Consider the following 15,221-nt stretch of genomic DNA (forward strand, 5'->3'; position numbering starts at 1 on the left):
GCAAGCCCGCTCCCACATGAGAACCCGCCGCCTGGGCCGACTCAGTCACTGTGGGAGCGGGCTTGCTCGCGAAAGCCATCACACGGAAATATCGTGCTCACTCAGGAAAGCCACAAACGCCTCTTCATCCAGCACCTTCAACCCCAACTCATTGGCCTTGGCCAGTTTCGAACCGGCGCCCGGCCCGGCCACCACGCAATGGGTCTTGGCCGATACCGAACCGGCGACCTTGGCGCCGAGGCTTTCGAGTTTGTCCTTGGCCACGTCGCGGCTCATCAACTCCAGCGATCCGGTCAGGACCCAGGTCTGCCCTGCCAGCGGCAAACCTTCGACGACCTTCTTCTCGCTCAGCCAGTGCATGCCGAAATCGCGCAGTTGCTGCTCGGCCGCCTGGGCCTGCCGGCGATGCTCGGCCACTGCAAAAAACTCACGCACCGCGTTGGCCTGCTTTTCCGGCAAGGCCTGGCGCATGTCCAGCCAATCGGCGTTGAACACCCCTTCCAGCGAGCCGAACCGGTCCGCCAGTTTCTGCGCCCCGCCCGGTCCCACCGACGGGATGTGCAATTTGTCGAGGAACCCGCCGAGGGTGGTGCTCGCGGCAAATTCGGCGCCCAGCTCGCCCTGGTCCTGAATCTGCAAGCCATGCTTGAGCAGGTCGGCGATCACCTGGCGGTTGTGGCTGTCTTCGAAAAAGCTGTGGATCTCGTGGGCCACTTCCAGCCCCACGTCCGGCAAGTACGTGAGCACCTGCGGCAATGCCTGCTGCACCCGCTCCAGCGAGCCGAGGGAGCGCGCCAGGACCTTGGCCGTCTCCTCGCCGACATCGGGAATGCCGAGGGCGTAGATGAAGCGGGCCAGGCTCGGCCGCTTGCTGTTCTCGATGGCGCTGAGCAGCTTGTTGCTCGACACTTCGGCGAACCCCTCCAGTTCGACAATGTCTTCGAACTTCAGGGCGTACAGATCGGCCGGCGAACTCACCAGCCCTTCATCGACCAGTTGTTCGACGCTCTTGTCGCCCAGGCCTTCGATGTCCATCGCACGGCGCGAAACGAAGTGAATGATTGCCTGCTTGAGTTGCGCTCCGCAGGCCAGACGACCGACGCAGCGGTACACCGCGCCTTCGCTGACGGTCTCACGGCCCTTGCTGCGCTTGACCAGTTGCGTGCGCTCGACATGGGAACCGCAGACCGGGCAGTTTTGCGGAATCTGCACCGCCCGCGCATCCTGCGGACGACGCTCGAGGACAACCTGCACCACTTGCGGAATCACATCGCCGGCGCGGCGGATGATCACTGTGTCACCGATCATCAGGCCCAGGCGCGCCACTTCATCCATGTTGTGCAGCGTCGCATTGGCCACGGTGACGCCGGCGACCTTGACCGGTTTCAAGCGCGCCACGGGTGTCACGGCCCCGGTACGACCGACCTGGAACTCCACGTCGAGCAACTCGGTGAGTTCTTCCATGGCCGGAAATTTATGGGCAATCGCCCAACGCGGCTCGCGCGCGCGGAAACCCAGCTCACGCTGGGACGCAATGCTGTTGACCTTGAACACCACGCCGTCGATTTCATAGGCCAAAGCGTTGCGGCGCTCGCCGATGTCGCGGTAGTAATCGAGGCACTCGTCGATGCCATGCGCCAGTTTCAGCTCGCGGCTGATCGGCAGGCCCCAGGTTTGCAACTGTTTCAGGTTGCCAATGTGGGTGTCGGCGATGTCGGCCGACACCTGGCCGATGCCGTAGCAGCAGAACTCCAGGGGGCGATTGGCGGTGATCTTCGAATCCAGCTGGCGCAGGCTGCCCGCCGCCGCGTTGCGCGGGTTGGCGAAGGTCTTGCCACCGACTTCCAGCTGCGTGGCGTTCAGGCGTTCGAAACCGGCCTTGGACATGAACACTTCACCGCGCACTTCCAGGGTGGCCGGCCAGCCGCTGCCCTGCAGTTTCAGCGGGATGTTGCGCACGGTGCGCACGTTGACGCTGATGTCTTCGCCAGTGGTGCCGTCGCCGCGCGTCGCCCCGCGCACCAGCACGCCGTCCTGATACAGCAGGCTGACCGCCAGGCCATCGAGCTTCGGTTCGCAGCTGTATTCCACCGCGGCACCACCGCCGAACAGATCGCCGGCCGGCAAATCGAGGCCTTCGGTCACCCGCCGATCGAACTCGCGCATGTCGGTTTCTTCGAAGGCGTTGCCAAGGCTGAGCATCGGCACTTCATGGCGCACCTGGGTGAACGCCGACAACGCCGCACTGCCCACGCGCTGCGTCGGCGAGTCGCTGGTGATCAGCTCGGGGTTGGCCGCTTCAAGGGCCTTGAGTTCGTGGAACAGACGGTCGTATTCGGCGTCCGGAATGCTCGGCTCGTCCAGCACGTGGTAACGGTAGTTGTGCTGATCCAGCTCGGCACGCAGCTCTAGAATGCGGTTTTTGGCGGCGGTCATGGGTGTTCTCTCATAAAGCAAAAGAGCAGCCGAAGCTGCTCAATGTCATTGCGGCGTGGCAGGAGCACCGGTGGCTCCTGCCGATCAACGCTTCTGGGTCAGTGCGCGACGCTCGAACTCGACGATGCGCTGACGGTAATGCTCGATGGTCTGAGCGGTCAGCACGCTGCGCTGGTCGTCCTTCAGTTCGCCGTTGAGCTCCTGGGACAGTTTGCGCGCCGCCGCCACCATCACGTCAAAGGCCTGCTTCGGATGACGCGGGCCCGGCAGGCCGAGGAAGAAGCTCACGGCCGGGGTGCTGAAGTGATCGATGTCGTCCAGGTCGAAGACGCCCGGCTTGACCGCATTGGCCATGGAGAACAGCACTTCGCCATTACCGGCCATGCTTTCGTGGCGATGGAAGATGTCCATTTCGCCGAAGCGCAGACCGCTTTCGAGGATGTTCTGCAGCAGCGCAGGCCCCTTGAAGCCGGCCGCATCGCGGCAGATCACGCTGATCACCAGCACTTCCTCGGCTTGCGGCTGTTCCTTGTCGCCCAACGCCGGCGAGGCCTTGCCGTCATCCGGGAAATCGTCGTCACGGCTGTTGAAGCTCGGGCCGCCATCGAGGTCGAGGCTGAGGTTCATATCGCCCTGGGAGGGTTCACCATGGCTACGCTTGCCGCGCTTGGAACCCGTTTCACGAGGTTCACGGGCGGGCATGCTGACCGACGGCAGATCGTGCTCGTCCAGTTGCGGTTCTTTATGGGTGTCCAGAACGCGGGGCGGGCCCAGCAGTTCGGCGTTACCGTCGTCGTCCGGCAAATTGGACAGACTTCGATCAAGACGGAATTTCAGTTTTCCCTTGCCGCCGCGCATCCGGCGCCAGCCATCAAAAAGAATACCGGCAATGACAATGATGCCGATGACGATCAGCCACTCGCGCAGACCGATTTCCATGTAATCCCGTGCCTCTATAAAAAATGCTGAAAAATAAGGGGTTTACAACTGGTAAACCGCTTTAAAACGTGGCGCCAACTCTATGTTCTGACAGGCGTTTTGCCCACGTATACGAAAAATTGACATTAAACTAGCACGACCAAAGACAACTTTACACCGTCTGTCACCATGGCTTGCGCGATTATGTCGATTTGCCAGCAAGTCGGAGCATTCAGAAAAGCCCTACGGACCGAAAATACCCCTCCCGCCAACGCCGACTCAGGCGTCCACCATCGCCATGGCCTCCTCGACATCCACCGCCACGAGACGCGAACATCCCGGTTCGTGCATCGTCACCCCCATCAACTGATCGGCCATTTCCATGGCGATCTTGTTGTGGGTGATATAGATGAACTGCACCGTCTGCGACATCTCTTTCACCAGGCGTGCATAGCGTCCAACGTTCGCGTCATCCAGTGGCGCGTCCACTTCATCGAGCATGCAGAACGGCGCCGGATTCAACTTGAAGATCGCAAAAACCAGGGCCAATGCGGTCAGGGCTTTTTCGCCACCGGAGAGCAAATGGATGGTGCTGTTCTTCTTTCCTGGCGGTCGCGCCATGATCGTTACCCCTGTATCGAGTAGATCTTCGCCCGTCAGTTCCAAATAGGCGCTGCCTCCACCGAAAACTTTTGGGAAAAGCGCCTGTAAACCGCCATTGATCTGATCAAAGGTATCCTTGAAGCGGTTGCGGGTTTCCTTGTCGATCTTGCGAATCACGTTCTCGAGGGTGTCCAGCGCCTCCACCAGATCGTCGTTCTGCGCATCCAGATAACGTTTACGCTCCGATTGTTGCTGGTATTCGTCGATGGCCGCGAGGTTGATCGCGCCCAGGCGCTGAATCCGTGCGGCAATGCGTTCGAGTTCTTCCTCGGCGTCCTTTTCGTTAGCCTCGGCCGCCAGGGTGGCGAGCACGGCGTGCAGGTCGTAGCCGTCTTCGAGCAACTGGTCCTCGAGGGCCTTGCGACGCACGGTCAGGGCTTGCCATTCCATGCGCTGGGATTCCATCTGGCCACGGATCAGCTGCGATTGCTGTTCGGCCTGGTTGCGGCGTTTTTCGGCGTCGCGCAATTCACGGTCGGCATCTTCCAGGGCGATCTGCGCGGTCTTGAGTTCCTCATCGACGGTCATGCGCTTGTCGAGCAGCTCTTCGAGTTTCAGGCGCAGCTCTTCCAGCGGCGCCTCGCCCTCCTCCAGATTGAGGCTCAGCTGTTCGCGTTTTTCAGTCAGGCGCTCGGACTGCATTTCCAGGCGTTCCAGCGCCTGGCGCGTCGAGTCGTGCTGTGCCCGCAGGGAACCCAGGCGCACCGCCAGTTGATGGGCGTGATCCTTGTGTTGCCGTGCTTCCTGACGCACCCGGTCAAGGCGTTCGCGCAAGCTGTCGCGCTGAGCCAGCAGCAGCTCGCGCTGCTCGGTGTCGAGTGCCATGGCATCGAGCGCTTCCTGCAACTGCAGGCGCGCTTCGCCGATGTTTTCGTGTTCCAGCGCGCGCTGTTCGGCCAGTTCGGCCAGCTCTTCGTCGAGTCGCGTACGGCGTAGCGTCAGCTGCTCGGCCTTGGCCTTGCCCGCAGACAATTGAGCCTTGAGTTCACCCTGCTGGCGCGCTTCGTCCTGCAGCAGTCGACGCAAATGTTCGCGACCGTTTTCCTGCTGGCGCTGTTGCGCCCGCAGGTTCTGCAGTTGCGTTTCGAGGGTTTCGACCGTGGCTTCGCGCGCTTCGCGCTCAAGGCCCAGTTGCTGGATTTCCTGGCCCCGGGCCAGGACGCCGCTTTCCGCCTCGCTGGCCCGGCGCACGCGCAGGAAGTGCCGGCCCACCCAGTAGCCGTCACGGCTGATCAGGCTTTGCCCGGTCGCCAATTGCCCGCGCAGGGCCAGGGCCTGTTCAAGGCTGTCGACCGGCTTGACCTGCCCCAGCCACGGCGACAGGTCGATCTGTGCTTCGACCTTGTCGAGCAGGCTGCCGGGCACGCGCACGCCATCACTGGCGGGGCTCAACAAGCGCAAATCGCCCTGGGTGAAACCGGCAAGGTCGACGCCCGCGAAATCGTCCACCAGCACCGCCTGCAGGTCGGCGCCCAGTACGGTTTCCACCGCCAGCTCCCAGCCGGCGTCCACTTTCAGGCCTTCGGCCAGTCGCGGACGCTCCGCCAGGTGTTGTTCGCGCAGCCACTGGGCCGTACCGGTGCCGGGATCGAGCGCGGCCTGCTGCAAGGCCTCGAGCGACGCCAGTCGCCCGTTGAGGCGCTGCAAATCACCCTGCGCCTGTTGCTGCGCCGCCAAGGCCTGCTGCAATTGCTGGCGCAGTTGCTCAAGCCGTTCGACCTGCGCCTCTTCACTGGCCTGCAGGTCTTCCAGCGTCGCCTCGCTCGCCGCCAGTTGCTCGTTGAGTTCCATGATCGCCGCGTCTTCCGGGTCCGCCGACAGCAAGTCGCGCTCCTCGGCGAGGCGCTTCTGACGGTCGGCCAGGCGCTCCAGGCTGGTTTCCAGCTGCTGGATCCGCGCCTGCTGGACTTCGGATTGGCGGCGCGGCTCAGCCGCCGTGAGGTTGAACGCGTCCCACTGTTCCTGCCAGCCGTGCATGGTGGTTTCGGATTCTTCCAGCGCGGCGGCGGCTTCTTCCGCGGCGGCGCTGGTGACTTCCTGCTCCGGGGTGAGCATGTCCAGCTCTTCGCCCAGGGTCAGCAGCAAGGTCCGGTCGTGGCCCAGGTGCGACTCGGTCTCCAGGCGCGCGCGCTCGGCTTCCTTCAGGTCGTCCTGCAATTGGCGCAGGCGTTGCTGGCCATGCTGGATGCTCTGCTCGACCCGGGCAATGTCGCCGCCGACCGAATAGAAGCGCCCCTGTACCAGATTGAATCGCTCGGACAGGTCATGGTGACCGTCGCGCAGGCGTTCGATGCTAGCGTCGGCGTTGCGCTGCTCAGCCACCAGCGCTTCGAAGGTGACTTCCTGGTTGCCGATGACCGCTTCGCGCTGTCCGACCTGTTCGTTCAGTGCCTGCCAGCGCAGCGCCGACAACTGGGCCTTGAGCTGGCGCTCTTCGCCCTTGTATTCCTGATATTTCTTCGCGGACTCGGCCTGACGGTGCAGACGCTCGAGCTGACGTTCCAGTTCTTCGCGCAGGTCGGTCAGGCGGGCGAGGTTTTCGTGGGTGCGACGGATGCGGTTTTCGGTTTCGCGCCGGCGCTCCTTGTATTTGGAGATCCCCGCCGCTTCCTCGATGAAATTGCGCAGGTCTTCCGGCTTGGCTTCGATCAGCTTGGAAATCATCCCCTGCTCAATGATCGAATAGCTGCGCGGGCCCAGGCCGGTGCCGAGGAAAATATCGGTGATGTCACGACGGCGGCATTTGGCGCCGTTGAGGAAATAACTGTTCTGACTGTCGCGGGTGACTTTGCGACGAATGGAAATTTCCGCGTACGCGGCGTACTCGCCGATCAAGGTGCCGTCGGAGTTGTCGAACACCAGTTCGATGCTCGCCTGGCTCACCGGCTTGCGGCTGGTCGAGCCATTGAAGATGACGTCGGTCATCGACTCGCCACGCAGGTTCTTGGCCGAGCTCTCGCCCATCACCCAGCGGACGGCGTCGATGATATTCGACTTGCCGCATCCATTGGGTCCGACCACCGCCGCCATGTTACTGGGGAAGTTCACCGTGGTCGGATCGACGAAGGATTTGAACCCCGCCAGTTTGATGCACTTGAGCCGCACGCTCAGGCGTCCGTCAGGGCGGAAACCACCAGATCGCAACTGCGCTGGCCATAAGCCGTCAGTACTTCGCGGATCTGTGGAAAATCGCGGGCGATCACCGCCGCGAGCAGTTGTTCGAACAATGCCAGGTATTCGCTCATCGACGCCTTGCGTTGATCCAGGGCGAGAAAGTACGCACGGCTCATGGCCGGCTGCAGATTCTCGACGGTTTCCTGCAAATACGGATTGTTGGCGAAGGGATACGCCGCCCGCATCACATTGAAGCTGTCATCGACGAAGGCGCGGATGTCCTGGCGTTCGTAGCTGCTGTGCAAGCGCTGCTGGATCTGCAGGAACGGCGCAAGGTCGGCCTGGACCTGCCAGCCATTGGCCACGGCATTGCCGAGCAGGATGTACAGCTCGCCCATCAGGGTGCACAGGCTGCGCACTTTGTGAGCAGTGAGTTCGGTTACGTGCGCGCCACGTCGCGGCAAAATCGCAATCAGGTGACGACGCTCGAGGATCAGCAAGGCTTCGCGGACCGATCCGCGGCTGACATTGAGGGCCAGCGTGACCTTCTGTTCCTGGATGCGCTCTCCGGGCTTCATTTCGCCACGAATGATGCGTTCGGCGAGGTGGTGAGCGATTTGCTCGGCGAGGCTGTCCGGCGCCTTGAACGTCATGGTTGTCCCTTCAAACTCTTCGATCTGCACAAGCGGCGCAGTGTAGCGCACATGATGGGTCATGGCGGAGTGCCCACGCAGCGGTTTTTGGCATGAAACCCGCAAAAAGCAGACAGGTGCTTCAGGGTCAATACTGAAGAAACGTGCTGTTGATCGACAAAATGATTTTTCCTGACCCTTAAGTCAGAAAATCATTGACCCAAAAGTCAGAACTGATAAATTCAGTCCCAGTCGCTTAACAACAATAATGAATCTGCGAGGCCTTCCGTGATCCAGTTTTTACTCAACCAGGAACTCCGAAGCGAGCACGCCCTGGACCCGAACCTGACCGTCCTCAACTACCTGCGCGAGCATGTGGGCAAACCCGGCACCAAGGAAGGCTGCGCCAGCGGTGACTGTGGCGCCTGCACTGTGGTGGTCGGCGAGTTGCAGACGGATGCGGCGGGCCGCGAGCACATTCGCTATCGCAGCCTCAATTCCTGCCTGACCTTCGTTTCGTCCCTGCACGGCAAGCAACTGATCAGCGTCGAAGACCTCAAGCACCAGGGCGAACTGCACAGCGTGCAAAAAGCCATGGTCGAGTGCCACGGCTCGCAGTGCGGCTTCTGCACCCCCGGTTTCGTCATGTCGCTTTTTGCCCTGCAAAAGAACAGCGATGCGCCGGATCAGCACAAGGCCCACGAAGCCCTGGCCGGCAACCTGTGCCGCTGCACCGGCTATCGGCCGATCCTGCAAGCCGCCGAGCAGTCCTGCTGCGGCAAACAACCCGATCAGTTCGATGCCCGGGAAGCCGAGACCATCGCGCGCCTGAAAGCCATCGCCCCCACGGACATCGGCGAACTCAACAGTGGCGACAAACGCTGCCTGGTGCCACTCACCGTGGCCGACCTGGCGGACCTCTACGACGCCTATCCGCAGGCCCGCCTGCTGGCCGGCGGCACCGACCTGGCACTGGAAGTCACGCAGTTCCACCGCACCCTGCCGGTGATGATCTACGTGGGCAACGTCGCCGAGATGAAGCGCATCGAACGCTTTGACGATCGCCTGGAAATCGGTGCCGCCACCGCCCTCTCCGACTGCTACGCAGCACTGAAGGCCGAGTACCCGGATTTTGGCGAATTGCTGCAACGCTTCGCCTCCCTGCAGATCCGCAACCAGGGCACCCTTGGCGGCAACATCGGCAACGCCTCGCCCATCGGCGACTCGCCACCGCTGCTGATTGCCCTTGGCGCGCAAATAGTCCTGTGCAAGGGCGAAACCCGCCGCACCATCGCCCTGGAGGACTACTTCATCGATTACCGGGTCACGGCGCGCCAGGAAAGCGAGTTCATCGAGAAGATCATCGTGCCGCGAGCCAGTGCCGAGCAGTCGTTCCGCGCCTACAAGGTGTCCAAGCGCCTGGACGATGACATTTCCGCTGTCTGCGCCGCCTTCAACCTGCGCCTGGAAAACGGCGTGATCGGCGACGCCCGCGTCGCGTTCGGCGGCATGGCCGCCATCCCGAAACGCGCCAGCGCCTGTGAAGCCGTGCTGCGCAACGCGCCCTTCGACAACGCCACCGTGGAACGTGCCTGCGCCGCGCTGGCCGAGGATTTCACGCCGCTCTCGGACTTCCGCGCCAGCAAGGAATATCGCTTGCTCAGCGCACAGAACCTGCTGCGCAAATACTTCATCGAACTGCAAACGCCGCACATCGAGACCCGGGTGACCGCTTATGTCTAACCATCACGCCGTAGAGAAGACCCAGGCCGAACTGGCTGAACTGTTCGCCAAGGACCTGACCACCGGTGTCGGCCGCAGCGTCAGGCACGACAGCGCCGCCAAGCATGTGTCCGGGGAAGCGCAGTACATCGACGACCGCCTGGAGTTTCCCAATCAACTGCACGTTTACGCGCGCCTGTCGGACCGTGCCCACGCCAGGATCCTGCGCATCGACACCGCGCCGTGCTACGCCTTCGAGGGCGTGCGCATCGCCATTACCCACGAAGACGTGCCCGGCCTGAAAGACATCGGCCCCTTGCTGCCGGGCGATCCCTTGCTGGCCATCGATACCGTGCAATTCGTCGGGCAGCCGGTGGTGGCCGTCGCCGCCAGGGACCTGGAAACCGCACGCCAGGCCGCCATGGCCGCGATCATCGAATACGAAGACCTCGAACCGGTGCTCGATGTGATCCAAGCCCTGCGCAAACGCCATTTCGTGCTCGACAGCCATACCCATCAACGTGGCGATTCGGCTGCCGCGCTGGCGACCGCAGAACATCGCATCCAGGGCACGTTGCACATCGGTGGCCAGGAGCATTTCTACCTCGAAACCCAGATTTCTTCGGTGATGCCCACCGAAGACGGCGGCATGATCGTCTACTGCTCCACGCAAAACCCCACCGAAGTGCAGAAACTGGTGGCCGAAGTGCTCGACGTGTCGATGAACAGGATCGTCGTCGACATGCGCCGCATGGGCGGCGGTTTCGGTGGCAAGGAAACCCAGGCCGCAAGTCCGGCCTGCCTGTGCGCGGTCATCGCCCACCTCACCGGCCAGCCGACCAAGATGCGCCTGCCGCGCGTCGAAGACATGCTGATGACCGGCAAGCGCCACCCGTTCTATGTCGAATACGACGTCGGCTTCGACAGCACCGGCCGGCTGCACGGCATCGCCCTGGAACTGGCGGGAAACTGCGGTTGCTCACCGGACCTCTCGGCCTCGATTGTCGACCGGGCGATGTTCCACTCGGACAATTCGTACTACCTGGGCGATGCCACCATCAACGGCCATCGCTGCAAGACCAACACCGCGTCGAACACCGCCTACCGGGGTTTCGGCGGCCCGCAAGGGATGGTCGCCATCGAGGAAGTGATGGACGCCATCGCCCGGCACCTGGCCCTCGACCCGCTGGCGGTGCGCAAAGCCAACTACTACGGCAAGACCGAGCGCAACGTCACCCACTATTACCAGACCGTCGAGCACAACATGCTCGAGGAAATGACCGCGGAACTGGAACAAAGCAGCCAGTACGCCGAGCGTCGCGAAGCGATTCGTCGCTACAACGCCAACAGCCCGATCCTGAAAAAAGGCCTGGCGCTGACCCCGGTGAAATTCGGCATTTCCTTCACCGCCAGCTTCCTTAACCAGGCCGGTGCGCTGGTGCATGTCTACACCGACGGCAGCATCCACCTCAACCACGGCGGCACCGAGATGGGCCAGGGCCTGAACACCAAGGTCGCGCAGGTGGTGGCCGAAGTGTTCCAGGTGGAAATGGACCGGGTGCAGATCACGGCGACCAACACCGACAAGGTGCCGAACACCTCCCCCACCGCCGCGTCCAGCGGTGCCGATCTGAACGGCAAGGCCGCACAGAACGCCGCCGAAACCATCAAGCAACGGTTGGTGGAATTTGCCGCGCGCCAGTACAAGGTCAGTGAAGAGGACGTGGAATTCCACAACGGACACGTGCGGGTACGCGATCACATCCTGACGTTCGAGGCACTGATCCAGCAGGCGTATTTCGCCCAGGTGTCGCTGTCGAGCACCGGCTTCTACAAGACCCCGAAAATCTACTACGACCGCAGCCAGGCCCGGGGCCGTCCGTTCTACTACTTCGCTTTCGGTGCGGCGTGCTGCGAAGTGCTGGTCGACACCCTGACCGGCGAATACAAAATGCTCCGTACCGACATCCTCCACGACGTCGGCGCCTCGTTGAACCCGGCCATCGACATCGGCCAGGTCGAGGGCGGGTTCATCCAGGGCATGGGCTGGCTGACCATGGAAGAGCTGGTGTGGAACAACAAGGGCAAGCTGATGACCAACGGCCCGGCCAGCTACAAGATCCCGGCCGTGGCGGACATGCCCCTGGACCTGCGGGTGAAGCTGGTGGAAAACCGCAAGAACCCGGAAGACACGGTGTTCCATTCCAAGGCCGTGGGCGAACCGCCGTTCATGCTCGGTATTGCCGCGTGGTGCGCCATCAAGGACGCCGTGGCGAGCCTGGGTGACTACCGGCATCAACCGAAGATCGACGCGCCGGCGACGCCGGAGCGGGTGTTGTGGGGGTGCGAGCAGATGCGCCAGTTGAAGGCGGTGAAGGCTGTAGATGCTGAAGCCGAGTTGGCTCCGCTCTGAGACCGAGGTGAGGCCTTCGCGAGCAAGCCCGCTCCCACAGGGGAATGCATTCCAAATGTGGGAGCGGGCTTGCTCGCGAAGAGGCCGGTACAAACAACAACGATGTCGAGGTGAACATGTACAACTGGATCGACGCCCTCGCCGACCTGCAAAACCGCAGTGAGCCCTGCGTGTTGGTGACCATCATCGAAGAGCTCGGCTCGACGCCGCGCAATGCCGGCTCGAAGATGGTCATCAGCGCCAGCCAGGCTTTCGACACCATCGGTGGCGGGCACCTTGAATACAAGGCCATGCAGATCGCCCGCGAAATGCTTGCCAGCGGCCGCCAGGACACCCACCTGGAGCGCTTCAGCCTCGGCGCCAGCCTCGGTCAGTGTTGCGGCGGCGCGACCGTGCTGCTGTTCGAACCCATGGGTCAGGTGCAGGCGCAGATCGCCGTGTTCGGCGCCGGGCATGTCGGCCGCGCGTTGGTGCCCCTGCTCGCCAGCCTGCCCTGCCGCGTGCGCTGGATCGACTCGCGGGACGCCGAGTTCCCCGGGCAGATCCCCCCTGGCGTGCGCAAGATCGTCAGCGAGGAGCCTGTGGATGAAATCGACGACCTGCCCCCCGGCAGCTATTGCATCGTCATGACCCACAACCACCAGCTCGACCTCGAATTGACTGCCGCGATGCTCAAACGCAACGACTTCACCTATTTCGGCCTGATCGGCTCCAGGACCAAACGGGTCAAGTTCGAACACCGCCTGCGCGAGCGTGGTTTCGACAGCGACGTGCTGCAACGCATGCGTTGCCCGATGGGGCTTGGCGAGGTCAAGGGCAAGCTGCCGGTGGAAATCGCCATCTCCATCGCCGGTGAAATCATCGCCACCTACAACGCGAATTTCGGCCAGCAAACCTCGCGTGCCGAACCGATCGCCAAACTGCTGCCCGTGTCACGCCGCAGCCCTACCGCACACTTGAAAGCCTCGAACTGAGAACCTTATGCCTCTGACTCGCAAAGCCTACCGCGCCGCCATCCTGCACAGCATCGCCGACCCTGCCGACGTGGGGACCGAAGCGTCCTACGAGTATTTCGAGGACGGCTTGCTGGTGGTCGATAACGGCCGGATCAGCGCCCTTGGTCACGCCAGCGACCTGTTGCCCACCCTGCCCGCCGATATCGAGATCACCCATTACCAGGACGCGTTGATCACTCCCGGGTTCATCGACACCCATATCCACCTGCCGCAAACCGGCATGGTCGGCGCCTACGGCGAGCAACTGCTGGACTGGCTCAACACCTACACCTTCCCCTGCGAAAGCCAGTTCGCCGACAAGGCCCATGCCGATGAAGTCGCGGACATCTTCATCAAGGAACTGCTGCGCAACGGCACCACCACCGCCCTGGTGTTCGGCAGCGTGCACCCGCAGTCGGTGAACTCGTTCTTCGAAGTCGCCGAACGCCTGGACCTGCGGATGATCGCCGGCAAGGTGATGATGGACCGCAACGCCCCGGATTACCTGACCGACACCGCTGAATCCAGCTATGTCGAAAGCAAGGCGCTGATCGAGCGCTGGCACGGCAAGGGCCGCCTGCACTACGCCGTCACCCCGCGTTTCGCCCCGACCAGCACCCCGGAACAGTTGACCCTTGCGGGTCAGTTGCTGAGCGAATACCCAGACCTGTACATGCAGACCCACATCAGCGAAAACCTCAAGGAAGTCGAGTGGGTCAAAGCGCTGTTCCCCGAGCGCAAGGGCTACCTCGACGTCTACGATCACTATCGGTTGCTCGGCGAGCGCTCGGTGTTTGCCCACGGTGTGCACCTGTGCGACGACGAATGCGCGCGCCTGGCGCAAACCGGTTCTGCGGTTGCCTTCTGTCCGACGTCGAACTTCTTCCTCGGCAGCGGCTTGTTCAACCTGCCGATGGCCGAGAAGCACAAACTGAATGTCGGCCTGGGAACCGATGTCGGTGGCGGCACCAGTTTCTCGCTGCTGCAAACCCTGAACGAAGCGTACAAGGTCATGCAGTTGCAGGGCGCGCGCCTGAGCCCGTTCAAGTCGCTGTACCTGGCCACCCTCGGCGGCGCCCGCGCACTGCGCCTGGAAGACCGGATCGGCAACCTGCAACCGGGTAGCGACGCCGACTTCCTGGTGCTGGACTACAACGCCACGCCGCTGCTCGGCTATCGCCTGAAGCAGGCCAACAACATCGCCGAGACGTTGTTCGTGTTGATGACGCTGGGCGATGACCGGACGGTGGCGCAGACATATGCGGCGGGCAACCTGGTGCATCAGCGCTAAGCAATCGCGAGCAGGCTCGCTCCCACAAGGATCACACTATCCCTGTGGGAGCGAGCCTGCTCGCGATGAAGGCAACTCAGCTCACAGCTTGGCCGAACGCCCCGGCTTCTTGCTCTGCAGCAAATGCGAGAACACCGCATGCAGGTCATCGGACGCGCCTTCCTCGTCGAGGTTGAGCTTGCTGTCGATGTGGTTCATGTGGTGCATCATCAGGTCCACCGCCAGCTCGCTGTTGCGCGCTTCGATGGCATCGATCAGTTGGGTGTGCTCGTCGTAGGAACAGTGGGAGCGGTTGCCGCTTTCGTACTGGGCGATGATCAGCGAAGTCTGGGACACCAGGCTGCGCTGGAAGCTGATCAATGGCGCATTCTTCGCGGCCTCGGCCAGTTTCAGGTGAAATTCGCCCGACAGGCGGATGCCGGCACCGCGATCACCACGGGAGAAGCTGTCGCGCTCGTCATTGACCATCTGCCGCAATTCGGCGATGTCCTCGGCGCTGGCGTGCTGCACCGCCAGCTCGGTGATCGCGCGTTCGACCAGGCGACGGGCGAAGAACACCTGGCGCGCTTCATCGACACTCGGGCTGGCCACCACGGCGCCGCGATTCGGTCGCAGCAGTACGACGCCTTCATGGGCCAGGCGCGACAATGCGCGGCGGATGATGGTACGACTGACCCCGAAAATTTCCCCCAGCGCTTCTTCGCTCAACTTGGTGCCGGGCGCCAGGCGCTGTTCGAGGATGGCCTCGAAGATATGCGCATAGACAATATCGTCCTGGGTTCCGCTGCGGCCGGCTTTAGCGGCTCGCGGTTGTTTCTTGAGGGGCTGCAACTGTTCGTTCATGGGTACTCGGGTCGGAAGAACTGCGGCGAATTGACCGTGACTGTAATACGGCACAGCGGGTCGCTGGCAAGTATCGCGTAGAAATCACGGCGATTGTACACAATGGGTGGTGGCAACACGACTGTACGGCTGTTTGTCCCTTCCGCTGTATGGCAACGCCTGCTTACATTTGAGTTTAGGCTTGAACACAGAAT

9 protein-coding genes are annotated in these 15,221 nt (G+C 62.4%); 4 read left to right on the forward strand and 5 right to left on the reverse strand.

What is annotated here, in order from left to right:
* Positions 1-78 precede the first annotated feature (78 nt).
* The 4 genes from ligA to ACM6IM_RS11770 all read right to left on the reverse strand — a co-directional run bounded on the left by ligA (position 79) and on the right by ACM6IM_RS11770 (position 7,784).
* A complete protein-coding gene (gene ligA, locus ACM6IM_RS11755; protein ID WP_414865198.1) occupies positions 79-2,436 on the reverse strand; it encodes an NAD-dependent DNA ligase LigA in 2,358 nt (785 codons plus the stop codon).
* 84 nt (positions 2,437-2,520) lie between these two features.
* Positions 2,521-3,375 (reverse strand): cell division protein ZipA, encoded by an 855-nt coding sequence (zipA, locus tag ACM6IM_RS11760; RefSeq protein WP_192301873.1) that lies wholly within the window; start codon positions 3,373-3,375, stop codon positions 2,521-2,523.
* 258 nt (positions 3,376-3,633) lie between these two features.
* The gene (gene smc, locus ACM6IM_RS11765; protein WP_414865199.1) at positions 3,634-7,122 is read right to left on the reverse strand and encodes a chromosome segregation protein SMC; all 3,489 of its coding nucleotides are present in this window, start codon (positions 7,120-7,122) and stop codon (positions 3,634-3,636) included.
* A gap of 2 nt (positions 7,123-7,124) precedes the next feature.
* The gene (locus tag ACM6IM_RS11770) at positions 7,125-7,784 is read right to left on the reverse strand and encodes a GntR family transcriptional regulator (protein WP_201189850.1); all 660 of its coding nucleotides are present in this window, start codon (positions 7,782-7,784) and stop codon (positions 7,125-7,127) included.
* Between the two features lie 267 nt (positions 7,785-8,051).
* On the opposite strand from ACM6IM_RS11770, the gene xdhA reads away from it, so the two are divergent.
* The 4 genes from xdhA to guaD all read left to right on the forward strand — a co-directional run bounded on the left by xdhA (position 8,052) and on the right by guaD (position 14,184).
* A complete protein-coding gene (gene xdhA / locus ACM6IM_RS11775; protein ID WP_414865200.1) occupies positions 8,052-9,506 on the forward strand; it encodes a xanthine dehydrogenase small subunit in 1,455 nt (484 codons plus the stop codon).
* Positions 9,499-11,898 (forward strand): xanthine dehydrogenase molybdopterin binding subunit, encoded by a 2,400-nt coding sequence (xdhB, locus tag ACM6IM_RS11780; protein WP_414865201.1) that lies wholly within the window; start codon positions 9,499-9,501, stop codon positions 11,896-11,898. The genes xdhA and xdhB overlap by 8 nt, the downstream gene beginning before the upstream one ends.
* Positions 11,899-12,014: 116 nt before the next feature.
* Positions 12,015-12,872 carry a xanthine dehydrogenase accessory protein XdhC gene (xdhC, locus tag ACM6IM_RS11785; RefSeq protein WP_201189424.1) on the forward strand — a complete coding sequence of 286 codons (858 nt, stop codon included), beginning with the start codon at positions 12,015-12,017 and terminating at the stop codon, positions 12,870-12,872.
* A 7-nt stretch (positions 12,873-12,879) separates the two neighbouring features.
* Positions 12,880-14,184, forward strand: a complete 1,305-nt coding sequence (gene guaD / locus ACM6IM_RS11790; protein ID WP_414865202.1) for a guanine deaminase — start codon at positions 12,880-12,882, stop codon at positions 14,182-14,184.
* Positions 14,185-14,265: 81 nt separating this feature from the next.
* On the opposite strand, the gene ACM6IM_RS11795 is transcribed toward guaD, so the two are convergent.
* A complete protein-coding gene (locus ACM6IM_RS11795; RefSeq protein WP_192301879.1) occupies positions 14,266-15,027 on the reverse strand; it encodes a GntR family transcriptional regulator in 762 nt (253 codons plus the stop codon).
* Between the last annotated feature and the right edge of the window lie 194 nt (positions 15,028-15,221).

It is taken from the genome of Pseudomonas sp. IT-P12 (genome assembly GCF_949767465.1).
In the GTDB taxonomy this organism is placed as follows: Bacteria; Pseudomonadota; Gammaproteobacteria; order Pseudomonadales; family Pseudomonadaceae; genus Aquipseudomonas.